Source organism: Allobosea sp. CCNWLY174 (genome assembly GCF_037120455.1).
Lineage (GTDB): Bacteria > Pseudomonadota > Alphaproteobacteria > Rhizobiales > Beijerinckiaceae > Allobosea > Allobosea lupini.
Genome location: NZ_JBBBBQ010000002.1, coordinates 521,290 through 543,719 on the forward strand (window position 1 = coordinate 521,290; position 22,430 = coordinate 543,719).

The 22,430-nt window shown below is 67.3% G+C and carries 23 protein-coding genes; 14 read left to right on the top strand and 9 right to left on the bottom strand.

The window, feature by feature from the left end; translation table 11 throughout:
* Nucleotides 1–25: 25 nt before the first annotated feature.
* The 9 genes from V7S63_RS09275 (at nucleotide 26) to V7S63_RS09315 (ending at nucleotide 9,600) form a co-directional block, all read left to right on the top strand.
* Complete coding sequence (locus V7S63_RS09275) at nucleotides 26–1,891, top strand: ABC transporter ATP-binding protein (RefSeq protein ID WP_091839253.1); 1,866 nt, start codon at nucleotides 26–28, stop codon at nucleotides 1,889–1,891.
* A gap of 191 nt (nucleotides 1,892–2,082) precedes the next feature.
* Entirely contained in the window at nucleotides 2,083–2,634 is a 552-nt protein-coding gene (gene petA / locus V7S63_RS09280; RefSeq protein ID WP_280141487.1) for a ubiquinol-cytochrome c reductase iron-sulfur subunit, read from the top strand.
* A 54-nt stretch (nucleotides 2,635–2,688) separates the two neighbouring features.
* The gene (locus V7S63_RS09285; RefSeq protein ID WP_091839256.1) at nucleotides 2,689–3,960 is read left to right on the top strand and encodes a cytochrome b; all 1,272 of its coding nucleotides are present in this window, start codon (nucleotides 2,689–2,691) and stop codon (nucleotides 3,958–3,960) included.
* Between the two features lie 8 nt (nucleotides 3,961–3,968).
* A complete protein-coding gene (locus V7S63_RS09290) occupies nucleotides 3,969–4,847 on the top strand; it encodes a cytochrome c1 (protein WP_336530006.1) in 879 nt (292 codons plus the stop codon).
* A 134-nt stretch (nucleotides 4,848–4,981) separates the two neighbouring features.
* On the top strand, nucleotides 4,982–5,863 hold the full coding sequence (locus V7S63_RS09295) for an S-methyl-5'-thioadenosine phosphorylase (RefSeq protein WP_336530007.1): 882 nt from the start codon (nucleotides 4,982–4,984) through the stop codon (nucleotides 5,861–5,863).
* Nucleotides 5,864–5,932: 69 nt separating this feature from the next.
* A complete protein-coding gene (locus V7S63_RS09300; protein WP_336530241.1) occupies nucleotides 5,933–6,478 on the top strand; it encodes an adenine phosphoribosyltransferase in 546 nt (181 codons plus the stop codon).
* Between the two features lie 4 nt (nucleotides 6,479–6,482).
* Nucleotides 6,483–7,592 carry an S-methyl-5-thioribose-1-phosphate isomerase gene (gene mtnA, locus V7S63_RS09305; protein WP_336530008.1) on the top strand — a complete coding sequence of 370 codons (1,110 nt, stop codon included), beginning with the start codon at nucleotides 6,483–6,485 and terminating at the stop codon, nucleotides 7,590–7,592.
* Entirely contained in the window at nucleotides 7,589–8,233 is a 645-nt protein-coding gene (locus V7S63_RS09310) for a class II aldolase/adducin family protein (RefSeq protein ID WP_336530009.1), read from the top strand. Before mtnA ends, V7S63_RS09310 begins: the two co-directional genes overlap by 4 nt.
* Nucleotides 8,234–8,286: 53 nt before the next feature.
* On the top strand, nucleotides 8,287–9,600 hold the full coding sequence (locus tag V7S63_RS09315) for a GGDEF domain-containing protein (protein ID WP_336530010.1): 1,314 nt from the start codon (nucleotides 8,287–8,289) through the stop codon (nucleotides 9,598–9,600).
* Nucleotides 9,601–9,621: 21 nt separating this feature from the next.
* On the opposite strand, the gene V7S63_RS09320 is transcribed toward V7S63_RS09315, so the two are convergent.
* Nucleotides 9,622–10,635, bottom strand: coding sequence for a MaoC family dehydratase (locus V7S63_RS09320; protein WP_336530011.1), 1,014 nt, complete (start codon nucleotides 10,633–10,635; stop codon nucleotides 9,622–9,624).
* Nucleotides 10,636–10,765: 130 nt separating this feature from the next.
* The gene (ychF, locus tag V7S63_RS09325; protein WP_091839282.1) at nucleotides 10,766–11,863 is read right to left on the bottom strand and encodes a redox-regulated ATPase YchF; all 1,098 of its coding nucleotides are present in this window, start codon (nucleotides 11,861–11,863) and stop codon (nucleotides 10,766–10,768) included.
* Nucleotides 11,864–12,062: 199 nt separating this feature from the next.
* Between ychF and V7S63_RS09330 the strand changes: the two genes are divergently transcribed.
* Nucleotides 12,063–12,662 carry a hypothetical protein gene (locus V7S63_RS09330; protein WP_336530012.1) on the top strand — a complete coding sequence of 200 codons (600 nt, stop codon included), beginning with the start codon at nucleotides 12,063–12,065 and terminating at the stop codon, nucleotides 12,660–12,662.
* Nucleotides 12,663–12,670: 8 nt separating this feature from the next.
* On the opposite strand, the gene pth is transcribed toward V7S63_RS09330, so the two are convergent.
* From pth to V7S63_RS09365, 7 genes are all read right to left on the bottom strand, one after another.
* Nucleotides 12,671–13,282 (bottom strand): aminoacyl-tRNA hydrolase, encoded by a 612-nt coding sequence (gene pth / locus V7S63_RS09335; protein ID WP_336530013.1) that lies wholly within the window; start codon nucleotides 13,280–13,282, stop codon nucleotides 12,671–12,673.
* 85 nt (nucleotides 13,283–13,367) lie between these two features.
* Entirely contained in the window at nucleotides 13,368–13,985 is a 618-nt protein-coding gene (locus V7S63_RS09340; protein WP_091839295.1) for a 50S ribosomal protein L25/general stress protein Ctc, read from the bottom strand.
* 142 nt (nucleotides 13,986–14,127) lie between these two features.
* Complete coding sequence (locus V7S63_RS09345) at nucleotides 14,128–15,984, bottom strand: putative bifunctional diguanylate cyclase/phosphodiesterase (RefSeq protein ID WP_336530014.1); 1,857 nt, start codon at nucleotides 15,982–15,984, stop codon at nucleotides 14,128–14,130.
* 92 nt (nucleotides 15,985–16,076) lie between these two features.
* Complete coding sequence (locus V7S63_RS09350) at nucleotides 16,077–16,640, bottom strand: VUT family protein (protein ID WP_336530242.1); 564 nt, start codon at nucleotides 16,638–16,640, stop codon at nucleotides 16,077–16,079.
* Nucleotides 16,641–16,645: 5 nt separating this feature from the next.
* Nucleotides 16,646–17,368: a 7-cyano-7-deazaguanine synthase QueC gene (queC, locus tag V7S63_RS09355; RefSeq protein ID WP_336530015.1), complete on the bottom strand. Its 723-nt coding sequence runs from the start codon at nucleotides 17,366–17,368 to the stop codon at nucleotides 16,646–16,648.
* A 193-nt stretch (nucleotides 17,369–17,561) separates the two neighbouring features.
* Nucleotides 17,562–18,506, bottom strand: a complete 945-nt coding sequence (locus V7S63_RS09360) for a ribose-phosphate pyrophosphokinase (protein WP_091839305.1) — start codon at nucleotides 18,504–18,506, stop codon at nucleotides 17,562–17,564.
* Between the two features lie 305 nt (nucleotides 18,507–18,811).
* Nucleotides 18,812–19,357, bottom strand: coding sequence for a hypothetical protein (locus V7S63_RS09365; RefSeq protein WP_091839310.1), 546 nt, complete (start codon nucleotides 19,355–19,357; stop codon nucleotides 18,812–18,814).
* 196 nt (nucleotides 19,358–19,553) lie between these two features.
* Here V7S63_RS09365 and V7S63_RS09370 point away from each other — a divergent pair, with 196 nt between their 5' ends.
* The 4 genes from V7S63_RS09370 (at nucleotide 19,554) to V7S63_RS09385 (ending at nucleotide 22,364) form a co-directional block, all read left to right on the top strand.
* Nucleotides 19,554–19,808, top strand: coding sequence for an accessory factor UbiK family protein (locus tag V7S63_RS09370; RefSeq protein WP_092156027.1), 255 nt, complete (start codon nucleotides 19,554–19,556; stop codon nucleotides 19,806–19,808).
* Between the two features lie 353 nt (nucleotides 19,809–20,161).
* Nucleotides 20,162–20,668: a type III secretion system chaperone family protein gene (locus V7S63_RS09375; protein WP_091839316.1), complete on the top strand. Its 507-nt coding sequence runs from the start codon at nucleotides 20,162–20,164 to the stop codon at nucleotides 20,666–20,668.
* A gap of 82 nt (nucleotides 20,669–20,750) precedes the next feature.
* The gene (gene proC / locus V7S63_RS09380; RefSeq protein WP_336530016.1) at nucleotides 20,751–21,566 is read left to right on the top strand and encodes a pyrroline-5-carboxylate reductase; all 816 of its coding nucleotides are present in this window, start codon (nucleotides 20,751–20,753) and stop codon (nucleotides 21,564–21,566) included.
* Nucleotides 21,567–21,635: 69 nt separating this feature from the next.
* Complete coding sequence (locus V7S63_RS09385; protein WP_336530017.1) at nucleotides 21,636–22,364, top strand: TetR/AcrR family transcriptional regulator; 729 nt, start codon at nucleotides 21,636–21,638, stop codon at nucleotides 22,362–22,364.
* The last annotated feature ends 66 nt before the right edge of the window (nucleotides 22,365–22,430 follow it).

Here is a 22,430-nt window from a genome sequence, read left to right on the forward strand (position 1 = left end):
GCCCGAGGAGGGCCACCCTAACTCCATGTTCGCCCCGCTTTTCCGTTTCCTTGAAAGCCGCATCGACGTGTTCGCGCCCTTCGACGAGCGGCAGACGCCGCCGACCGGCGTGTTCCGCTTCATGTGGCACCACATCAAGGGCGTGAAGGGCTGGATGGCCCTGATCATGCTGACCGGCCTCGGCTTCTCCGGCATCGAGGCCGCGATGTACCTGATGGTCGGCTGGTTCGTCGATCTTCTGACCAAGAACTCACCGGAACAGGTCTTCAGCGAGCATGGCTGGCTGCTGATCGGCGCGGCGCTCGTGGTCACCGTGGCGCGGCCGCTGATCTATTTCGCCAACCACGCCATCGTCGACCAGGTGGTGGTGCCGCAGATCACCAACCAGATCCGCTGGCGCAACCATGTCTACACGCTCGGCCACGCGCTCTCCTATTTCCAGAACGATTTCGCCGGCCGGCTCTCGTCGCGTGTGATCCAAGCCGGGCAGGCGATCCGCGGCGCGACGATCGAGGTGATCGACGACCTCTGGTACGCGCTGATCTTCGCCTCGGTCGCGATCGGCTTCTTCGGCTCGACCAGCCTCTGGCTCGCCATGCCGGTGATCGTCTGGCTGGCGGCCTATGTGGCGCTGCTGATCTATTTCGTGCCGCGGGCCAAGAAGCGCTCGGAGGCGAATTCGCTCGGTCGCTCGAGCACGACCGGGCGCATCGTCGATGCCTATACGAACATTCTGACGGTGAAGCTCTTCGCCCGTGCCGACGCCGAGCGCTCGGCCGTGCGCGACTCGTTGACGCGCTGGAACGCCTCCTTCCTCAACCTGTCGCGGCTGATCACCGGCGTCAGCGTCATCCTGCAGACGATGAACAGCCTTCTGGTCGTGGCGACCGCCTGGCTTTGCCTGCACCTCTGGAGCCAAGGCGAGATGACGCCGGGCGCGGTCGCCGCCTCGATCGGCCTGGTACTGCGCCTCGTGCAGATGTCGAGCTGGCTGATCCATCTGGTGCGCGGCATCTTCGAGAATATCGGCTCGGTGCAGGAGAGCATGGAGACGATCGCCAAGCCGCACGACCTGCCGGATGCGCCGGACGCGGTGCCGCTCCAGGTGACTCAGGGCGGGGTGCGCTTCGAGCATGTCCGCTTCAATTACGGCAAGCCGCAGGGACTGTTCGAGAATCTCGACCTCGAGATCAAGCCGGGCGAGAAGATCGGGCTGGTCGGCCCGTCCGGAGCCGGCAAGTCGACGCTGGTCAACCTGCTGCTGCGCCTCTACCCGCTCGATTCGGGCCGCATCCTGGTCGACGGGCAGGACATCGCCCATGTGACGCAGGAATCGCTGCGCAGCCAGATCGGCATGGTAACGCAGGACAATTCGCTGCTGCACCGCTCGATCGGCGACAATATCGCCTATGGCCGGACCGGCGCGACGCAGGACGAGATCGCGGCGGCGGCCAAGCGGGCGGCGGCGCACGACTTCGTTCTCGGACTTTCCGACCAGGACGGACGCCAGGGTTTCGATTCGCGTGTCGGTGAACGCGGCGTGAAGCTCTCCGGTGGCCAGCGCCAGCGCATCGCGATCGCCCGCGTGCTGCTCAAGGACGCGCCGATCCTGATCCTGGACGAGGCGACCTCTGCGCTCGATTCGGAGGTCGAGGCCGAAATTCAGGCCCAGCTTTCCACATTGATGGAAGGAAAGACTGTGATCGCGATCGCGCATCGGCTCTCGACCATCGCCGCGCTCGACCGGCTGATCGTGCTCGACAAGGGCCGGATCGTCGACATGGGCAGCCATGACGAGCTGGTGCGGCGCGGCGGGCTCTATGCCCGCCTATGGGCCCGGCAGTCCGGTGGCTTCCTCGCATTGGCCGACAGCGAGCGGATTCCGGCCTGAGCCGGCTGCACGGCGGCATTGCTGCGATGCAGTGGGCTGCGGCACGCGCGACAGTAGACTTCGTCAAAACTGCATGCCAAAGAGCGCGGCAGGCGACGCGCCGCCGCAAGGCGGGCTGTGTGCCCGCGCCCCTGTGGGGCGCTTGATTTGTTTCAGCCGGCCAGGCCGGCCGCCGAGCAGGGAACTGGATCGTGGCGCACGCGACCGATACGACTGGCACCGAACCCACCCGCCGCGATTTTCTGATGCTGACGACCGGCGCTTTCGGCGCCGTCGGCGCCGCCGCCCTCGTCGTGCCTCTGCTCGGCCAGCTGGCTCCCGACGCGCAGGTCGTTGCCGCCGGCGCTCCGATCGATCTCGACCTCGCCCCGATCGCGGAAGGCCAGGCGATCAAGCTCTTTTGGCGCGGCAAGCTGATCTTCGTGCGCAATCGCACCAAGAAGGAGATCGACGAGGCCAAGGCCGTCGATGTCGCGACGCTGCGCGATCCGCAGACCGACGAACAGCGCACCAAGGCGGGCCATGAGCGCTATCTCGTCGTCTACGGCAACTGCACCCATCTCGGCTGCGTGCCGCTCGGCAACGCCGCCGGCGAGCCGAAGGGCGAGTTCGATGGCTGGTTCTGCCCCTGCCACGGCTCGCACTACGATTCCTCCGGCCGCATCCGCAAGGGTCCCGCGCCGCTGAACCTGCCGGTGCCGCCCTACGCGTTCACCGCGGACACCAAGATCAAGATCGGCTGAGCCTCCTGAAGGCGAGGACGGCATCGAGCGGATTTGAGAGAGCTTGAGGCGAGCATGAGCGGTCACAGCACCTACCAACCGAAGACCGGGATCGAGCGCTGGCTCGATGCACGGCTGCCGATCGTGCGGCTGATGCACGATTCCGCGGTTTCCTATCCGGTGCCGCGCAATCTCAACCTGCTGTGGACCTTCGGCGGCATCCTGGTGTTCATGCTGGTGGCGCAGATCATCACCGGCGTGATCCTGGCGATGCACTACACGCCGAACGCGACCATGGCGTTCAACTCCGTCGAGCACATCATGCGCGACGTGAACTTCGGCTGGCTGCTGCGCTACCTGCACTCCAACGGCGCCTCGATGTTCTTCGTGGCGGTCTACATCCACATCTTCCGCGGCCTGTACTACGGCTCGTACAAGGCGCCGCGCGAGGTGCTCTGGATCCTCGGCGTCATCATCTTCCTGCTGATGATGGCCACGGCGTTCATGGGCTACGTGCTGCCCTGGGGCCAGATGTCCTTCTGGGGCGCGACCGTCATCACCAACCTGTTCTCGGCGCTGCCGGTGATCGGCGAGACGATCGTGACCTTCCTGTGGGGTGGCTACTCGGTCGACAACCCGACGCTGAACCGCTTCTTCTCGCTGCACTTCCTGCTGCCGTTCATGATCGCGGGCGTCGTCGTCCTGCACATCTGGGCGCTGCACCATGTCGGCCAGAACAACCCGACCGGCGTCGAGGTCAAGGACGTCAAGAAGGACACCGTTCCCTTCACGCCCTATGCGACCATCAAGGACCTGTTCGGCATGGTCTGCTTCATGCTGGTCTTCGCCTGGTTCGTCTTCTACCAGCCGAACTTCATGGGCCACGCCGACAATTACATCCCGGCCAACCCGGCCTCGACGCCTGCCCACATCGTGCCGGAATGGTACTTCCTGCCGTTCTACGCCATCCTGCGCGCCATTCCCGACAAGCTCGGCGGCGTGCTGGCGATGGGCGGCGCGATCGTGATCCTCGCCTTCCTGCCCTGGATCGACACCTCCAAGGTCAAGTCGATGACCTACCGCCCGATCGCGCGCCAGTTCTTCTGGATGTTCGTCCTGGTCTGCATCGGCCTCGGCTATCTCGGCGCCATGCCGGCGGACGAGCCCTATGTGACGATCTCGCGCATCCTGACGGTGCTGTATTTCGGCTTCTTCGTGGCGCTGGCGCTGATCGGCATCTTCGAACGGCCGGCCCCGCTGCCGACCTCCATCGCCGACTCGGTGCTCGGCGGCTCGGGCGCGCGCCTCGGCCACGCCACCGCCGCGGCACCGCAGGCCAAGGGCTGAACGAGACCATGAGCAAGATGTCCCTCCGCCTGTCGCTCGCCTGTCTCGTCACTGGCCTGACCCTTGCCGTCTCCGCGCCTGTCCTGGCTGCCGAAGGCGCTCCGAAGCCGCCGGCGCAGAGCTGGTCGTTCGCCGGTCCGTTCGGCAAGTTCGACCAGGCCCAGCTGCAGCGCGGCTTCAAGGTCGCCAAGGAAGTCTGCGCCAACTGCCACGCGATGAACCTGATCCGGTTCCGCAACCTGTCGCAGCCGGGCGGCCCTGGCTTCACCCCGTCGCAGGTCGCGGCGCTCGCCGCGAGCTACACCAACATCAAGGACGGCCCGAACGACGCGGGTGAGATGTTCGAGCGCCCCGGCCGTCCGGCCGACGCCTTCCCGGCGCCGTTCGCGAACGAGCAGGCGGCTCGTGCCGCCAATGGCGGCGCCTATCCGCCGCCGATCGACATGCTGGCCAAGGCGCGCACCTATACGCGCGGCTTCCCCACCTTCATCTTCGACATCTTCACCCAGTATCAGGAGCAGGGGCCGGACTATATCGTCGCGCTCCTGACCGGCTATGCCGAGCCGCCGGCCGGCGTGACGCTGCTGCCGGGGCAGAACTACAACAACTACATGCCCGGCCACCTGATCGCGATGCCGAAGCCGCTGAGCGACGGCCAGGTCGAGTACCCGAAGGGTGCGGACGGCAAGTCGCCGGTGCCGGAGACGGTCGAGCAGTACTCCAAGGACGTCGCCGCCTTCATGGTCTGGATGGCGGAGCCGCATCTCGAGGCGCGCAAGCGCATGGGCTTCCAGGTGATGATCTTCCTGGCGCTCTTCGCCGGCCTGCTCTACTTCACCAAGAAGAAGATCTGGTCGCGCCTGCCCGACCACGCCTCGGCGCACTGAGCGAGATCTGAGTTCGAAAGGGCCCCGGAGACGGGGCCCTTTTCGTTTATCGGCCACATTCGATCGTCTGCGCAGCCGTGTTACGGCTGTCACGAATCTCGATCCTTATCCGGGCAATCATCGGAGGCTGAGGCATGGCTGAAGCGGTTCTGGGCATCATCGGCGGGTCCGGCATCTATGACCTGCCGGGCCTGACAGATCTGCGCGAGGAGCGGATCGAGAGCCCCTGGGGCGAGCCGTCCGACGTGCTCCGGATCGGGCGGATGGGAGAGACCAGAATCGTCTTCCTGCCCCGCCATGGCCGCGGCCATGCGATCCCGCCCTCGGAGATCAACTACCGCGCCAATATCGACGTGCTGAAGCGGGCAGGGGTGACCGATCTCGTCTCGCTCTCGGCCTGCGGCTCCTACAAGGCCGAGCTCTATCCCGGCCTGTTCGTGCTGGTCGACCAGTTCGTCGATCGCACGGCAGGTCGCGCCAGCTCCTTCTTCGGCAAGGGTTGCGTCGCCCATGTCTCGGTGGCGCATCCGGTCGGCCCGGCCTTGCAGGGGCGGATCGCCGCTGCGGCGACGGCGGAGGACCTGCCGTTCGTCAAGGGCGGTACGCTCGTCACCATGGAAGGCCCGCAATTCTCGACGCTGGCGGAATCGCTGACCTACAAAGGCCTCGGTTACGACCTGATCGGCATGACGGCGATGCCGGAGGCGAAGCTCGCGCGCGAGGCCGAGATCACCTACGCCACCGTCGCAATGGTGACCGACTATGATTGCTGGCACGAGGAGCATGGAGCGGTCGACGTCGCCTCCGTGATCGCGGTGCTGCACGCCAATGCCGACAAGGCCCGCCGGCTGGTGGCGCGGCTCGCCGCCGACTTCCCGCGCGAGCGCGAAGCCTGCCCGGCCGGCTCGCACAACGCGCTGGACTTCGCCATCGTCACGGCACCAGAGCATCGCGACCCCAACCTCGTGGCCAAGCTCGACGCGGTGGCCGGGCGCGTGCTGACGGCGCAGGGCTGACACTGCGCCGGCTTTCCCGGACCGGCCACCTCGGGTTAAGAGGAGCCGCCCCAGCCGATGGACTTTGTCATGGACCGCAGCGCGCTCGACGATCTGAAGAATGCGATCCGGACGATCCCCGACTATCCGGCGCCGGGAATCCAGTTCCGCGACATCACCACGCTGCTCGGCGATGCCCGTGCCTTCCGTCGTGCCGTGGACGAACTGGTGCAGCCTTTCGCCGGGCTGAAGATCGCCAAGATCGCTGGGATCGAAGCGCGCGGCTTCATCCTCGGCGGCGCCGTGGCGCACCAGCTCTCGGCCGGCTTCGTGCCGGTGCGCAAGAAGGGCAAGCTGCCGCATGAGACGGTCGGCATGCCGTATTCGCTCGAATATGGCGACGACGAGATCGAGGTGCACAGGGACGCGGTCTCGCGCGGCGAGCGGGTGCTGCTGGTCGACGACCTCGTCGCCACCGGCGGCACGGCCGAGGCGGCGGTGAAGCTGCTCTCTTCGCTCGGGGCCGAGGTCGTCGCCGCCTGCTTCATCATCGACCTGCCGGACCTCGGCGGCGCCGACAGGGTCAGGCGGCTCGGCGTGCCGGTGCGCACGCTGGTCTCCTTCGGGGGGCATTGAGGCGATGAAGATCCACGGGCGGCATTACCGCACCATCTGGCTCGACGAGGACGGCTGGGGCGTTGTCGTCATCGACCAGACGCGGCTGCCCTTCCATTTCGAGACGGTGAGGCTGGCGACGGCCGAAGAAGCCGCGCATGCGATCCGCCACATGACTGTGCGGGGCGCCCCCCTCATCGGCGCGACCGCGGCCTACGGCGTCGCGCTGGCTTTGCGCGTCGATGCCTCCGACGCGGCCCTGGAGCAGGCGCTTGCATTGCTCGGCGCGACCCGGCCGACGGCGGTCAACCTGCACTGGGCACTGGCGCGGATGCGGCGGCGCCTGACCGGCCTGCCGCAAGCCGAGCGCGTCGCTGCGGCCTATGCCGAGGCGGGGGCGATCTGCGACGAGGATGTCGCGCTCTGCCATGCCATCGGCGAGCATGGCCTCGGCGTGATCCGCGAGATCGCGGCGAGAAAGACGGCAGGCGAGCCGGTCAACATCCTGACCCATTGCAATGCCGGCTGGCTCGCCACCGTCGACTGGGGCACGGCGCTGGCGCCGATCTATCTGGCTCACGATGCCGGCATCCCGGTCCATGTCTGGGTCGACGAGACCCGGCCGCGCAACCAGGGCGCGGCGCTGACAGCCTATGAGCTCGGCAGCCATGGCGTGCCGCATGCGGTGATCGTCGACAATGCCGGCGGCCATCTGATGCAGCACGGGCAGGTCGACATGGTGATCGTCGGCACCGACCGGACGACCGCCAGCGGCGACGTCGCCAACAAGATCGGCACCTATCTCAAGGCGCTGGCGGCCAAGGACAACGGCGTGCCGTTCTATGTGGCGCTGCCCTCACCGACGATCGACTGGACGCTGCAGGACGGGTTGAAAGACATTCCGATCGAGGAACGCAGCCAGCGCGAGGTCACGCACCTGTTCGGACAGGCTGAGGATGGTCGCACCGGCTTCTTCCAGGTCGCGGCGCCGGGCAGCGCGGCCTGCAATCCGGCTTTTGACGTGACGCCGGCGCGGCTCGTCACCGGGCTGATCACCGAACGTGGCATCGCGCCGGCGAGTGCCGAGGGCCTGGCCCGGCTGTTTCCGGACCTCGCACAGGGACAAGCGGCATGAGCGAACAGGCATTGCGCGAGGACATCGTCGCGGTCGCGCAGGCGATCGACAAGGCTGGCTTCTGCCCGTCGAAATCCGGCAATGTCTCCGCCCGCTTCGGCGACGGATTCCTCCTCACGCCGTCGGGCCTGCCCTATGCGCGAACCAAGCCGGAGGACCTGATCCACGTCGCCCTCGACGGGACGGTCCTGAGCGGCAGCCGAAAGCCGTCATCGGAATGGCCGTTCCATGTCGCGATCTACAAGGCGCGACCTGATGCGCAGGCGATCGTCCACACCCATTCGCCGCGCGCCACGGCGCTGTCCTGCGCGCGGCGCGGCATCCCTGCCTTCCACTACATGATCGCGCTTTGCGGCGGCGCCGACGTCCGCTGCGCCGACTACGCCACCTTCGGCTCGCCGGAACTGGCGGAGAATGCGGTTAGTGCGCTGGAGGGACGCAAGGCGGTGCTGCTCGCCAATCATGGCGTGATCGCGCTGGGCGCGAGCCTGGCGGGGGCGCACACCATCGTCGCCGAGGTCGAGAACCTCGCCGGGCAGTATCTCGACCTGCTCGCCTCGGGGCTCGAGCCGGTCATCCTCGATGCGGCGGAGATGGAGCGCGTCTCGGCGAAGTTCGCAGGTTACGGCAAGGTCGGCTGATCTTAAGAGCCGATCTCACCGGTTGTTAACGGCTCTGCGCTATAGGGGGCCGGATGAAGCTCTCGCGCTATCTGCTCGACTCGCTTGACGCCCTCGGTATCGGCGTTTGCGAATACGATGGCGAGATGCGGGCGCTGTGCTGGAACCAGACCTTCCTGCAGATATTCCCCGAGGACGTGGGCGAGATCTATGTCGGTGAACCCTATGCCGACAATCTTCAGCGCTTCTATCGGCTCCGTCTCTCGCCCGAGGAGATGCCGGAGATCGCGCGGCATGTCGCCGAAGGCGTGACCCGCCACGAGAACCAGACACAGCCCTTCGAATTCATCCACAACGGCCGCAAGCTGCGCGCCTCCTCGCTGCGGGCTCCGGATGGCGGCCGCGTGCGGCTCTGGCAGACACTCGATGTCGAGACGCCTTCCGAGGCGGCCCCCGAACTGGTGTTGCCGGTCATTGACGCGCTTCGCTTCATCCCCGACGGCGCCACCATTCTCGATGCGAAGCAGCGGGTGATCGCGACCAACAACGCCTTCCGGCGGCTCTACGACCTGCCCAGCGGCACTCCTGTGGTCGGCCGCACGCTGGACGAGATCATCGCCTGGTGCTGGCGCGGCGCCTCGCCCATGGGCGCCTGGCGCGCGGCGATCAGCAACGGTCTGCGCTATGACGGCGTGCCCTTCGAGATCGAGTTGCCGGGCCAGCGTTGGCTCCGGCTGATCGCGCGGCATGGCAAGGGTGGTGTCAGCTTCTTCACCCATGCCGACATCACCGTCGCCAAGCGCCAGCAGATGGAACTGCTGGAAGCGCAGGAGGCGCTGCGCCGGGCCAATGCGGCGTTGGCGGAGCTGGCGGAAACCGACGGCCTGACCGGCCTCGCCAATCGCCGCCGCTTCGTCACCCGCCTCGCCGATGCCGCCGCCCGGCCGGAGCCGCTGGCGCTGATGATGATCGACGTCGACCACTTCAAGACAATCAATGATCGCTTCGGCCATCTCGTCGGAGATGCCTGCCTCAAGGCCATCGCCGAAGTCATCGCGGCCCAGGTCACCCAGGCTTCGGCGCTGGTCGCCCGGATCGGCGGCGAGGAATTCGGCGTCCTGCTCGGCGACGCGTCGATCGAGGCTGCGAAGGAGGTGGCGACGACCATCCGCCGCGCCCTGCGGCGCGTGCCCTGGCGCCTGCTTCATGACGAATTGACCGGCGTGACCGTCTCGATCGGCCTGTGCGCCGGGAGGGGGCCGCTGGACGGCACCAGCCTACACGCCAATGCCGACGAGGCGCTCTACGCCGCCAAGCGCAACGGCCGCGACCGCATCGAGCTGGCGAGCCTGCCGGCACCAGCGGTTCCCCGGTGCATTGCCGGGTAGAAGGGGGTCAGTCGAAGGGCCTCAGGCCGGCTTGCGTTCGATGAAGACGCAGCCGTCGAAGCTGAGCACCGTCTCGCCCTTCTGGTTGACGCCGGTGTTGTGGTGGAAGAACAGGCCCCAGTCCGGGCGCGAGACGCTCGGGCGCTTGTCGGCGACGGCCGAGTGATAGGTGATGCGGTCGCCGGCATAGACGGGTTTCAGCCAGCGCAGGTTCTTGAAGCCGGGCGAGGGGCCAAGCCGCGGGGCTGCGGCCGGCGCGAGCATGGCCTCCTGCCGGCGGCGGTGGCTGACCATCGCCGCCATCCAGCCCGCCGCCGTATGCCAGCCGGAGGCGCAGAGGCTGCCGAAGGAGCTTTTCTTCGCCGCCTCTTCGTCCATGTGGAAAGGCTGCGGGTCGAAGGAGCGGGCGAAGGCGACGATCTCCTGCGGGGTGAAGACGAGGCTGCCGAGCTCGTAGCTGTCGCCGATCACGAGCTCGTCGAAATAGCGGGGAGGGGCGGTGGGCTGCGCGGGTGGCGCGACCGCAGTGGTCAGCTCCGGTGCCTGATAGCTGGCGGGATGTGCCAGCCAGTCGCCGCGTGCCGCCTCGAAACCTGAGCCGCGGCGGCCGAACATGACCCAGTTGGTCTGCTCGACCACCGGCTCGCCGCGCTGGTTGAGCAGCTCGAAACGGAACTTCACCAGCCCCATCTCCGGTCGCGAGCGCGATTCCTTGGTCTCGGCGACGGTCCAGCGCAGGCGCAGCGTGTCGCCGGGCTTGACCGGGCGGAGCCATTTGACCTCCTCGATGCCGGGCGAGCCCATCGAGGTCGCATCGAGGAGAAAAGCCTCGGCCACCAGCCGCATTAGCAGAGCGCAGCTGTGCCAGCCCGAGCCGATCAGCGAGCCGACGAAGCTCGTCTTCGCCTTCTCGGGATCGATGTGGAAGTCCTGCGCGTCGAAACGCCCTGCGAATGCGAGGATGTCGTCCTGCGAGACGGGAAGCGAGCCGTACTCGTTGACCGAGCCCGGGACGAAGTCCTCGAAGTAGAGCATCGCTAGTCCATCTCGTTGATCAAGCGCGCATCCTGCGCGGGAGCACGCCCATGATCGAGTGGAAAACGCGCAAACTCCGAATGCTCACTGCACATGGCGCGGGAGCGGTTTCCGCTCCGGCGGCGCGAGCTCAATTGGCGAAGCGGAAATGCAGCACGTCGCCGTCGGCGACGACATACTCCTTGCCTTCAAGGCGGAACTTACCGGCCTCGCGCGCGCCGGCCTCGCCCTTGTTGGCGATGTAGTCCGGGTAGGCGATGGTCTCGGCGCGGATATAGCCCTTCTCGAAATCGGTATGGATCACGCCGGCGGCGGCGGGGCCCTTGGTGCCGTTCTCGATCGTCCAGGCGCGGGCCTCCTTCGGCCCGACGGTGAAATAGGTGACGAGGTTGAGCAGGGCGTAGCCAGCGCGGATCACGCGGTTGAGGCCGGGCTCGTCGAGGCCGACGGCTTCGAGATAGTCCTTCTGGTCGGCGGCCGGCAGCACCGCGATCTCGCTCTCGATCTTGGCGGAGACGACGACGGCGACCGCGCCTTCCTCGGCGGCGCGCGCCTTGACCTGCTCGGAGAAGGCATTGCCCTTGTCGGCGCTGGCTTCCTCGACATTGCAGACATAGAGCACCGGCTTGGACGAGAGCAGGCCGAGCATCTCGAACGCCTTGCGCTCATCGGCCGCGACCTGGACCAGGCGGGCCGGCTTGCCCTCGCGCAGCAGCACGAGGCAGCGGTTCATCAGGTCGGCTGCTTCCTTGGCTTCCTTGTCGCCGGACTTGGCCTTCTTCTCCAGCGGCAGGACGCGCTTCTCGAGGCTTTCGAGATCGGCCAGCATCAGCTCGGTCTCGATGATCTCGATATCGTTGACGGGCGAGACCTTGCCCTCGACATGGGTGATGTCGCCATCCTCGAAGCAGCGCACGACATGGGCGATGGCGTCGCATTCACGGATATTGGCGAGGAACTGATTGCCGAGGCCTTCGCCCTTGGAGGCGCCGCGCACGAGCCCGGCGATGTCGACGAAGGTCAGCCGGGTCGGGATGATCTCCTTCGAGCCGGCGATCGCGGCGAGCTTCTCCAGCCGCTCGTCGGGCACGGCGACGTCGCCGACATTCGGCTCGATGGTGCAGAAGGGATAGTTGGCCGCCTGCGCCGCCGCCGTCTGCGTCAGCGCGTTGAAGAGGGTCGACTTGCCGACATTCGGCAGGCCGACGATACCGCATTTGAAGCCCATGGTGCCCGTCCAGTGCATCGCGGCGGATTTCGTCGCCGCGGAAACGTATCTCGGTTCTCCCGGGCCTTATTGGGTCCAGAGCAGCAAAAGACAAGATGGCGGGTTGCGGCGCGGCTCACGCGAACGTGCATGGCGGCGCCTTTGCCGAGCGCGCACGAGTGGGCGCGACGGAAAAAAGACCGGCTGCCGGAGCTGCCCCATGCGCCTTGCCTCGCTCGCCCTGATCGGCCTCGTTACACTCTTCTCCGCCGGCGTGCAGGCGCAGACGCCGCAGACCCGCATACGCGGTACGGTCGAGCGGCTCGACGGCCAGTCGCTCACCGTCAAGACGCAGGAAGGCACGACGGCGGTCGCTCTTGCCTCGAACTATTCGGTCGGCGCGGTGGTGAAGGCCGGGATAGCCGACATCAAGAAGGGCAGCTTCATCGGCGTCGGCGCCCGCATGTTGCCCGGGGGCGGGCTGTCGGCCGTGCAGGTCTTCATCTTCCCCGAGGCGATGCGCGGCACGGGCGAGGGGCACCGGCCCTGGGCCGTGCTGCCAGAGGCGACGATGACGAACGCGACAGTGGCCGAAACGGTCTCGCGGGTCGACGGCGGCAGCGTCACGCTGACCTATCCGGGCGGCGAGCAGACCATCGCGGTCACGCCCGAGGCCAACATCATCATGGCCGCGCCGGCGGAGGCTGCCGATCTCGTGGCGGGCGCGCAGGTGGTGCTGACGGCGAGCCGGCAAGCCGATGGCAGCCTGTCGAGCAACCGGGTGACGATCGCCAAGGCAGGCGCTCAGCTGCCGCTCTGAGGAGAGCCTTATTCGGACTTCTCGCCGAGGCGCTTCACCGCGCCATGGCCGCGCGCGTCCATGAAGAGATGGACCTTGTTCTGGAAGCCGGCATCGTCATGGGCGGCGAGCAGGGCTGCATTGTCGGCGCAGGCCGTGCAGAGGTCCTCGACCCAGGGCTCCTCGGCCTTGCCGAAATCATTGAGCACGTAGGCATGGACCAGCGCCTTGTCGCCGGGATGGCCGATGCCCATCCGCACCCTGCGATAGTCGTTGCCGATCGCGGCCGTTGTCGAGCGCAGGCCGTTGTGGCCGGCATTGCCGCCGCCGAGCTTCACCCGCAGCTTGGCAGGGGGAAGGTCCAGCTCGTCATGGAAGACGACGACGTCGGCGGGAGCGACCTTGAAGAAGCGCGCGGCTTCGCCGATCGCGCGGCCGGACTCGTTCATATAGGTCTGCGGCAGCAGCAGCAGAGCCTTCTCGCCGCCGATCGTCGCTTCGCAGGCGTAAGCCTGGAAGCGGGCGCGCCAGGGCGAGGCGTTGCAGGCGCGGGCGATCGCCGCGACCGCCATGAAGCCGATATTGTGGCGGTTGCAGGCATAGCGTTGGCCGGGATTGCCGAGGCCGGCGAAGATCAGCATCGTTCGGTTCCGCAGCGGGTGTCATAGCAAAACGGCCGGGCATGCCCGGCCGTCCGCAAGCATAGTCCCGAAGGAGGCGCCAGGCTCAGGCCTTGGCGGCTTCGGCTTCGCCCTCGGCGGCGACGGGCTCCTCGTCCTCGACCGTCGGCGGAATGATCGTGACCAGGGTCAGATCCTTGGTCGAGGTCAGGCTGACGCCGGCCGGCAGCTTCAGCGCGTCGATGTGCAGCGTATCACCGACTTCGAGTCCGGCGACCGAGACCTCGATGAACTCGGGGATGCTCTCGGGAGCAACTTCGATCTCGAGCGAGTGCGCGACGATCTGGAGGGCGCCGCCGTTCTTCAGGCCCGGCGACTGCTCCTGGCCGACGACGTGCAGCGGAACCTCGACCTTGATGGTCTGGCCGGCGGCGACGCGCAGGAAGTCGACGTGGATCGGGAAATCCTTGACCGGGTCGAGCTGGTAGTCGCGCGGAATGGCGCGCGTCTTCTTGCCGGCGACGTCGATCTCGAACAGCGTGGTCAGGAAGTGACCAGCATAGATCATCTGGCGGGTCTTGTTGGCATCGAGCGCGATGGCGACGGGGGCTTCGCCCGCACCATAGATCACGGCGGGAGTGAGGCCCTGGCGACGAACTGCCCGGGCGGCCCCCTTGCCGACCTGGGCGCGCGCCGAAGCCTGAATCTGCTTCACGGCGGTCATGTGTCTGATCCTTAGTTCTTCAAAAGACATGGCCGCCTGCCGGCGGCCATTGCGGTTTGCGCCCCTGCCTCCAAGGGTGTCAGTGGGGCGCAGGCAGGCTCATAGGCGAAACCGGGGACAATCTCAAGTCCGGAGCCGGATTTCAGGCCGCGCTGGCGGACGGGCGCGCCGGCGAGCTCGACAGCGAGCAGCTGAAACTGCCGACGAAGGCGGGGACCGCCTCGGCCGGCATCGGCCGCGAATAATGATAGCCCTGGCCGAGGCAGCAGCCCATTGCGGCCAGGCGCCGGGCCTGGCCGTCGGTCTCGATGCCCTCGGCCACGATCCGCATGCCGAGCCGGCTGGCGACGCCGATCAGCGCCTCGACGATGGCGCTGTTCCTGGTTCCACCCTCGATGCCGGCGACGAAGGACTTGTCGATCTTGATCGTGTCGACCGGAAAATCGAGCAGGTGGGTGAGCGAGGCGAAGCCGGTGCCGAAATCGTCGAGCGCGACGAGGATGCCGCGTTCGCGCAGGGCTTCCATGGTCCGCGCGACCCCGTCTCGGCGCCCGCCCATGATCACCTGCTCGGTGATCTCGACGACGAGGTGCTCGAGCGGTACCTGCGCCCGTTCGAACGCCCTGACGATGCGCTGGACGAGATCGCCCTTCTGGAAGTCGGCGGAGGTGACGTTGAGCCCGACGAAGGGAATCGACAGGCCCTCGCGCCGCCAATGCGCCATGTCGCCGGCGATCGCGGGAAGCATCTGGTTGGAGATGCGATGGGCGAGCTTCGGATCGAGAAGGGCGTCCTGGAACTCGCCGGCGGCCACCACGCGCCCGTCGTCGAGACGCAAGCGCGCCAGCGCCTCCATGCCCCGGACCTCGCCGGTGTCGAGCCGGACGATCGGCTGGTAGTAGGGAATCAGGCGGCCGGCGCTGAGCGCGTCGCCGACGCTGCGGATCGTCTGGATGCGGCGGGTCATCGAGGTCCGCAGGCCGCCCTTGAAGCGGACATAACCGCCGCGCCGCGTCTCCTTGGCGTGGTAGAGCGCGAAATCGGCATTCTGGCGCAAGGTAACGCTATCGGCACCGTCTTCCCCGGCGATGGCGCCGCCGATGGTGACGCTCGGGACGATACTCGTCCCCTCGCAATCGATCGGCAGATGCATTGCGGCGAGGATGGCACCAGCGACGCCGCGCAACTGCCCGGCCTTGTCGCAGCCGGGCACCAGCACGGCGAACTCGTCGCCGCCGATCCTGAAGGCGGTTCCCTTCGGTGCCACGCTGGCGAGGCGGTCGCCGACGACCTCGATCAGCCGATCGCCGACGGGGTGGCCCATCGTGTCGTTGACCGCCTTGAGGTGGTCGATGTCGATCAGGATAAGGCCGAAGCGCGACGAGGGCTGCCGTGTCGCCTGCGCGATCGCCTCGTTGAAGCGGGCCCGGTTCGGCAGGCCGGTCAACGTGTCGAAATAGGCGAGGCGGTGATTGCGGGCGTTCACCTCCTCATGCTCGATCGCGATGGCGCAGAGATGCACGCAGGTCTCGACGATCCGGCGCTCGAACGGTGTCGCACCGCGTGGCTCGCTATAATAGAAGGCGAAGCTGCCGACGACGCGGCCGTCGCGCGCAGCGATCGGGCTCGACCAGCAGGCCCGCAGACCGAGCGGCAGCACGAGCGCGCGATAGCCCTCCCAGAGCGGGTCATTGGCGATGTCGGTCACCTCGACCGGGCTCTTGCGGTAGATCGCGGTGCCGCAGGAGCCGACGCGAGGGCCGATCGGGATGCCGTTGATCGCTTCGCCATAGGATCGCGGCAGGCTCGGCGCTGCGAGCGGCCGCAGCTGGAAATCGTCGTCGATGGTGACGACCGAGCAGACGACGCCGGGAGCGAGCGCTTCGACCCGCTTGCACAGCGTGGCCATGATCGCCGCCAGTTCCTCACCGCGTGCGATCGATTCCAGGATGGCGTTTTGCAGGGATTGCAGACGCTCGACGGAATCGTGACGGCGCATCGGGACACTCGGCGGAACGGGAGGAGCCATCATGCCGCACGGGCATGAAATCGCCGTTTCCCGCTTAGGTCGAATTGTCGGTTTTTCGAATCTCAGGCGGGAGAGAGCCCGATCCGCTCGTCGCGCCGGCGCAGTAGATGCATCAGCGGCAACGCCAGCAGGACCATCCAGGCCTTGCCGATGATCTGGCCGGTCAGGAAGTCCAGGCTGCCGAAGGCGAGCCAGAGGAAGACCAGGCTGTCGACGACGAGGCCGAGCACGCTGGAGGCCGCGACGGCCGCGACGAAATGGCGGCGCTGCAGCGGGGTATAGACCGTAAAATCGGCGAGCTCGGAGAGCAGGAACGCCGTGGTCGAGGCCAGCACGATGGCCGGCGGCGCCAGCACGCCGGAGATCAGCGTGCCGATCGCGATCGCGCCGAGGCCGGCGAGCGGGCCGAGGCGCCGCTGGACGATGTCGCGCAGCACGAGCGCGAGCCCGATCATCAGCACGCCGCTCGGCGCCTTGATGCCGGGCGCGACGGGCACGAGGCAGGGCCCGTCGGGCACGCAGACGGTGCCGACGTTTCCGATCATCCAGTTGGCGAGCGGGATGGTCAGGGTGAAGAGGGCGAGGGCGACGTAGCCCTCGATCTGGCGCTGCCGATCAATCGTCATGGTCACTAACAGCCTCTGGGTCCACTGTCGTCCGGCGCGGCCTCATAAGCCGCAAAGCCTCTGGCTCGCAAGTCGCATGCCGGGCAATGGCCGCAGCCATAACCCCAAGGATGGCGCTTGCTGCGGTCGCCGAGATAGCAGCTATGCGTGTCCTCGACCACCAGTTCGAGCAGGGGCTCGCCGCCAAGCTCCTTCGCCAGGGCGAAGGTCTGTGCCTTGTCGCGCCACATCAGCGGCGTATGCAGCACGAGCCTTCGGTCGAGCCCGAGTCCGAGCGCGACCTGCATCGCCTTGATCGTGTCGTCGCGGCAGTCGGGATAGCCGGAATAATCGGTCTCGCAGACGCCGAGCACGATGTGCTTGCAATCGCGGCGATAGGCCACCGCCGCGGCGAAGCTCAGGAAGATCAGGTTCCGGCCGGGAACGAAGGTGGTCGGCAGACCGGTCTCTGCGAAGGCGATCTCGCTCTCGCTGGTCAGCGCGGTGTCGGAGATCGCGCCCAGCGTCTTCAGGTCGATCAGATGGTCCGGCCCGAGCCGGTCGGCGTAGGCCGGCGCGAGGCCGGGCAGCCTTGCCCTGATCGTCTCGCGGCACTCCAATTCCACGCGATGGCGCTGGCCGTAGTCGAAACCGACGGTCTCGACGGCAGCGAATCGCTCCAGCGCCCAGGCCAGGGCGACGGTGGAATCCTGGCCACCGGAGAAGAGGACGAGGGCACGCGAGGTCATGGCCGGTCCTTTCTCATTCTGCATCCAAGTCCGCGAGTCATGCCGGGCGACCGGAGGGAGACCCGGCATCCATTCCGGAGCCTTATTCGGAAAAGCTCCGGAATGGGTCCCGGATCTCGGCTTTGCTGGGTCCGGGATGACCCGCAAGGGTCAGTCAAACCTTGGAGAGAAAGGCAGCCTGCCGGCAGCTCCCTCAATCGAACAGGCTGGAGACGCTCGACTCGCTTGCGGTGCGCTCGATCGCCTCGCCCATCAGCCCGGCGATGGAGATGACGCGGATATTGCGCGCCACCTTCACCGCTTCGGTCGGCAGGATCGAATCGGTGATCACCAGCTCCTTGAGCTTGGAGGAGGCGATGCGCGCCACAGCCCCGCCGGAGAGCACGCCATGGGTGATGTAGGCGTAGACCTCGCGGGCGCCCTGGGCGAGCAGAGCCTCGGCCGCGTTCACCAGCGTGCCGCCGGAATCGACGATGTCGTCGAGCAGGATGCAGGAGCGGCCCTCGACCGTGCCGATGATGTTCATCACCTCGGACTCGCCCGGCCGGTCGCGGCGCTTGTCGACGATGGCGAGTGGCGCGTCGATGCGCTTGGCCAGCGCCCGCGCGCGCACCACGCCGCCGACGTCGGGCGAGACGACCATGGCGTTCTTCCACTCGAGCCGGTCCTTGATGTCGCGCGCCATCAGCGGTGCGCCGAACAGGTTGTCGGTCGGGATGTCGAAAAAGCCCTGGATCTGGCCGGCATGCAGGTCGAGCGTCAGCACGCGGTCGACGCCGGCATGGGCGATCAGGTTGGCGACGAGCTTGGCCGAGATCGGAGTGCGGCCCGACGCGCGCCGGTCCTGCCGCGCATAGCCGAAATAGGGGATCACCGCCGTGATGCGCCTGGCCGAGGAGCGGCGCAGCGCGTCGGTGATGATCAGCAGCTCCATCAGGTGGTCATTGGTCGGGAACGAGGTCGACTGGATGATGAAGACATCCTGGCCGCGAACGTTCTCCTGGATCTCGACGAAGATTTCCATGTCTGCGAAGCGCCGAACCTGGGCCCGGGCGAGCGGGACGTCGAGATGGCCGCAGATGGCTTCGGCGAGCGGGCGATTGGAATTGCCGGCGACGACTTTGAAGGAGGAGGCCATGCCGGGTGCACCCGAAACGCAGATAAAGGTGAGCCGTCCGAACGGGGGCGGTCCAGTTTCGAAGGGCTCATAACAGTGTGATGACGCCGAGTCGACCAAAGAGGTGCGACATCCCCATGCAAATGCTGCACTGCAATGAGGCGCGGCGCACGTTCCACGGGAGGCCGAAGGGGCGTGCTTCGGAAGCGCGTCAGGTCCTCTTTCCCTAAACGGGGAGAGGGGTGGCGCTACGGTCGATGAGCGTCGGCTCCTTCTCCTCCCAACCCCCCCGTTCCGGGAGAGGGCTTCCGGGTGGCTCCGAGCTGCTAGCGCTTCTTCTCCGCATCCGCCTGAGCGGTGCGGGTCTTGCTCTTCGCGTCCGGCTTCGCTTCCGGGACCGGCGCGGTCGTCAGGAAGCCTGCGATCGCGTCGGCCGATTCGGACGCAGCCTTGGCGACGATGGTCTGGTCGATGCCGGCCCAGGGGTCGCCGCCGCCGGCGCGGCGGCCGAGGCTCTCGCCCTGGACGCGCTGGGCGCGCTTCTTGCTCTCGTCATAGACGTCCCAGACGAAGGCAAGCGCGGTCTGGCCGTCCTCGGTCGGCTGGGCCGTGAGATAGCCGCGAACCCGGAAACGGGCCGGCTTGTCGCCGGGGACGATCTCCATCTTGCGCTCGGCCGCAGCTTCGCCGAGCAGGCCGGCGAAATGCGCCGTCACCTGGTCGGGCGCGCCCGAGATGCTCTGGACCGAGACCGGAACACCCGGCGCATCGACACGCGGCCGCGGCGCGGTCGCGGTGGTGGTTTCCTGGCAGCCCGCTAGCGCAAGCGCGGCGAGCGGCCCCAGAACGAGGCCGTTAAAACGTACCGACATGACGCCTCCCGCCCTTTGTTCGGGCTTGGATTGCTGGTCTTCCCTGCGGCGACCGTTTTAGGCGCAACGATCCCCAAGGTCCAGACAGGGCAGGCGAGGGCCCCGCCGGGCCGGTTGGGCCGCGGCGATTGCGCTCCCGGCGCTCCTTCGCCATATCTCCCGGGAGGGCGCATGGAGCGCCTGCCGGAGAGTTCCGATGGTCAGCACGTCCAACCGTATCCTCGACGACATCGCCCGGCTGGCGACCGATGCCGCCGGCGCGGCGCAGGGCGTGCGCCGCGAGGTCGAGACCGTGGTCAAGACCCAGATCGAGCGGCTGCTGCGCGATCTCGACGTGGTGACACGCGAGGAATTCGAGGCGGTGCGCGAGATGGCGCTGCTGGCGCGTGAGGAGAACGACAAGCTCGCAGCCCGGCTGGCGGCGCTCGAGGCCAAGGCCGAGTCGAAGTAACGCCTCTGTCAAGTTTGGCCAGCGGCCAGCCAACAGCTTCGCGTTGTGGACAGTCCCGCTAAGGGATTGAGACCGGCGTCGAATCCGCAGAGCTTGCGTCGCGTACCGGGTGCCGATGGGCTCGATCAGAACCGCGCAGGTTCTGTTAGGGCTCCTGACTCGCCTGAGCTATCGTCGATGAAGAGAGGTGATTCGTCGGTAGGCTCTACTTGAGAGCCCGCCGATGAAGCGAAGATCATATCAGTGATCTTCTGGTCGGGTTGCGTGCCTTACGCTTTTCCAGTCGCCGTGTTCCCGTTCTTGAACAGGCCGCGCCTGCCGTCAGGGCCAGCGCCGGCTGTTGGACCCTGGGCATGATGGACCTTGATCTGGACGCTGAAACCGAACGCCCCTCCAACCCGCTCGATCTTGTCGAACGCCTCGCCGCACTGAACGACTGGAGCTTCGATCGCGACAGCGATGACGAACTCTCGGTTTCCGTTACCGGTGGCTGGGCCGACTACCATGTCGCGATCACCTGGCTCGGGGAAGTCGAGTCGCTGCACATCGCCTGTGCCTTCGACCTTCGGGTGCCGGACCGGCGCCGCAACGAGGTGATGACCCTCGTCAGCCTGGTCAACGAGCAGCTCTGGCTCGGGCATTTCGACCTGTGGAGCCGCGAGAATGTGGTGATGTACCGCCATGCGCTGCTGCTCTCGGGCGGGGCCGAGCCGACCGAGGAACAGGCCGCGGGCCTGATCAAGGCGGCGATCGACGCCTGCGAGCGCTACTACCAGGCCTTCCAGTTCGTCGTCTGGGCCGGCAAGAACGCTCGCGAGGCGCTCGAGGGCGCGCTGCTGGAGACGGTCGGCGAGGCGTGAAAGCCAGCTGGTCCGGGCTTGACCGGAACCTTGCTTGGCGGTTCAGGTCCATGCGCAACCGCGCATCGACCGGAGACACGCCATGGCCAGCCCGCTTCCGCAGACCCTCACCCTTGTCGGCGCCGGCAAGATGGGCGGCGCCATGCTGGAGGGCTGGCTCAGCATAGGCGTTAAGGGCGCTGGGATCGCCCTGATCGACCCGCATATTTCCGAGGAGATGCAGGGGCTCGCCGCCTCCCATGGCATGAGCGTCAACCCCGCCGCGCCGGCTCCCGCCGAGGTCGTGGTCCTGGCGACCAAGCCGCAAATGCTCGACACGGCCGCCCCTGCCGTGCAGGCGCTGATCGGCCCGAAGACGCTGCTGATCTCGATCCTCGCCGGCAAGACGCTCGGCGACCTCGCCGCCCGCCTGCCCAATGCAAACGCGATCGTGCGGGCCATGCCGAATCTGCCGGCTTCGGTCCGGCGCGGGATCACCGCCGCTGCGGCGGGCACAGGCGTCAGCGAGGCGCAGCGGCAATTGGCCGATGCTCTGCTCGCCGGCGTCGGCAAGGTCGAGTGGCTCGGCGACGAGGGGCTGATCGACGCTGTCACCGCCGTTTCGGGCTCGGGGCCGGCCTATGTCTTCAACATGGTGGAATGCCTCGCGGCTGCCGGTGTCGCGGCGGGCCTGCCGGCCGAGATCGCCGAGCGCCTGGCGCGGGCGACGGTCGAGGGCGCCGGCGAGATGCTGTTCCAGTCGCCGCTGCCGCCGGCGACCTTGCGCCAGAACGTGACCTCGCCGGGGGGCACGACCGCGGCCGCGCTCGAAGTGCTGATGGCCGACAACGGCCTCGCACCGCTGATGCGACGCGCCGTCGCTGCCGCCAAATGCCGCGCCGAGGAGCTTTCCGGCTGACGCGGCCTTTCAACCGCCCATCTCACGCCTTAGCTTCTCTCGCATCAGCTCGCGACAGGAGAGACGTCGATGGCGCGCAAACCCGTTTCCTCCGAGGCCGATAAGCCGGCTGCGAAGCCTGACCCGCGCCGCGCCGTCGTTGATGCCCTGTTCCGGCTGGCGGCGGCGCAAGGTTGGGATGAGATCGAATTGCCGGCGATCGCCCGCGAGGCCGGTCTCAGCCTTGCCGAGCTCCGCGGGCTCTTCCCCTCCAAGCTCGCCATCCTCGGCGGCCTCGGCCGTATCCTCGACGATGCGGTGCTGGCCGGCAGCTCCGACGATCTCATGGAGGAATCCTATAGGGAGCGCGTTTTCGATCTTGTGATGCGCCGGCTCGATGCGCTCGCGCCCTACAAGGTCGGGCTCAAGGCAGTGATGCCGCATCTGCGCCGCCAGCCGTTGGCGCTCGCCGCGCTCGGGCGCAATTCGCTGAACTCCTGGCGCTATCTGCTCGCTTCCGCCGGCATCCCGACCGAGGACGATCTGGGCTCCGTCCGTGTCCGTGGCGCGACGCTGCTGATGGCGCGCGTGCTCGACACCTGGCTGGAAGACGACGAGCCGGAGCTGTCGCGCACCATGGCCAAGCTCGACCGCGAGCTGAAGACAGCCGGGCAGATCATGGCGCGCGTCGAGGACGTCCACCGGCTGACGGCGCCGCTGCGCGGGCTCGCCCGCTCGCTCTGCTCGGGCGTGCGGCGCACACCGCGGCGCGAGCGTATGCGCAACGAGGAAAGCGACGACTACGCGGCGGCCATCTGATGCAATCTTCGGTTGTGTTTGGCAACCGGTGATTGTGGCAAAAAAGTGACAGCGTTAAGCAGGCAT

Excerpts from the sequence above, each read along its gene's own strand:
- V7S63_RS09275 (WP_091839253.1), top strand. The coding sequence starts at position 26 with ATGTTCGCCCCGCTTTTCCGTTTCCTTGAAAGCCGCATCGACGTGTTC.
- V7S63_RS09285 (WP_091839256.1), top strand. The coding sequence starts at position 2,689 with ATGAGCGGTCACAGCACCTACCAACCGAAGACCGGGATCGAGCGCTGG.
- V7S63_RS09290 (WP_336530006.1), top strand. The coding sequence starts at position 3,969 with ATGAGCAAGATGTCCCTCCGCCTGTCGCTCGCCTGTCTCGTCACTGGC.
- V7S63_RS09295 (WP_336530007.1), top strand. The coding sequence starts at position 4,982 with ATGGCTGAAGCGGTTCTGGGCATCATCGGCGGGTCCGGCATCTATGAC.
- V7S63_RS09300 (WP_336530241.1), top strand. The coding sequence starts at position 5,933 with ATGGACCGCAGCGCGCTCGACGATCTGAAGAATGCGATCCGGACGATC.
- mtnA (WP_336530008.1), top strand. The coding sequence starts at position 6,483 with ATGAAGATCCACGGGCGGCATTACCGCACCATCTGGCTCGACGAGGAC.
- V7S63_RS09310 (WP_336530009.1), top strand. The coding sequence starts at position 7,589 with ATGAGCGAACAGGCATTGCGCGAGGACATCGTCGCGGTCGCGCAGGCG.
- V7S63_RS09315 (WP_336530010.1), top strand. The coding sequence starts at position 8,287 with ATGAAGCTCTCGCGCTATCTGCTCGACTCGCTTGACGCCCTCGGTATC.
- V7S63_RS09320 (WP_336530011.1), bottom strand. The coding sequence starts at position 10,635 with ATGCTCTACTTCGAGGACTTCGTCCCGGGCTCGGTCAACGAGTACGGC.
- ychF (WP_091839282.1), bottom strand. The coding sequence starts at position 11,863 with ATGGGCTTCAAATGCGGTATCGTCGGCCTGCCGAATGTCGGCAAGTCG.
- V7S63_RS09330 (WP_336530012.1), top strand. The coding sequence starts at position 12,063 with ATGCGCCTTGCCTCGCTCGCCCTGATCGGCCTCGTTACACTCTTCTCC.
- pth (WP_336530013.1), bottom strand. The coding sequence starts at position 13,282 with ATGCTGATCTTCGCCGGCCTCGGCAATCCCGGCCAACGCTATGCCTGC.
- V7S63_RS09340 (WP_091839295.1), bottom strand. The coding sequence starts at position 13,985 with ATGACCGCCGTGAAGCAGATTCAGGCTTCGGCGCGCGCCCAGGTCGGC.
- V7S63_RS09345 (WP_336530014.1), bottom strand. The coding sequence starts at position 15,984 with ATGCGCCGTCACGATTCCGTCGAGCGTCTGCAATCCCTGCAAAACGCC.
- V7S63_RS09350 (WP_336530242.1), bottom strand. The coding sequence starts at position 16,640 with ATGACGATTGATCGGCAGCGCCAGATCGAGGGCTACGTCGCCCTCGCC.
- queC (WP_336530015.1), bottom strand. The coding sequence starts at position 17,368 with ATGACCTCGCGTGCCCTCGTCCTCTTCTCCGGTGGCCAGGATTCCACC.
- V7S63_RS09360 (WP_091839305.1), bottom strand. The coding sequence starts at position 18,506 with ATGGCCTCCTCCTTCAAAGTCGTCGCCGGCAATTCCAATCGCCCGCTC.
- V7S63_RS09365 (WP_091839310.1), bottom strand. The coding sequence starts at position 19,357 with ATGTCGGTACGTTTTAACGGCCTCGTTCTGGGGCCGCTCGCCGCGCTT.
- V7S63_RS09370 (WP_092156027.1), top strand. The coding sequence starts at position 19,554 with ATGGTCAGCACGTCCAACCGTATCCTCGACGACATCGCCCGGCTGGCG.
- V7S63_RS09375 (WP_091839316.1), top strand. The coding sequence starts at position 20,162 with ATGATGGACCTTGATCTGGACGCTGAAACCGAACGCCCCTCCAACCCG.
- proC (WP_336530016.1), top strand. The coding sequence starts at position 20,751 with ATGGCCAGCCCGCTTCCGCAGACCCTCACCCTTGTCGGCGCCGGCAAG.
- V7S63_RS09385 (WP_336530017.1), top strand. The coding sequence starts at position 21,636 with ATGGCGCGCAAACCCGTTTCCTCCGAGGCCGATAAGCCGGCTGCGAAG.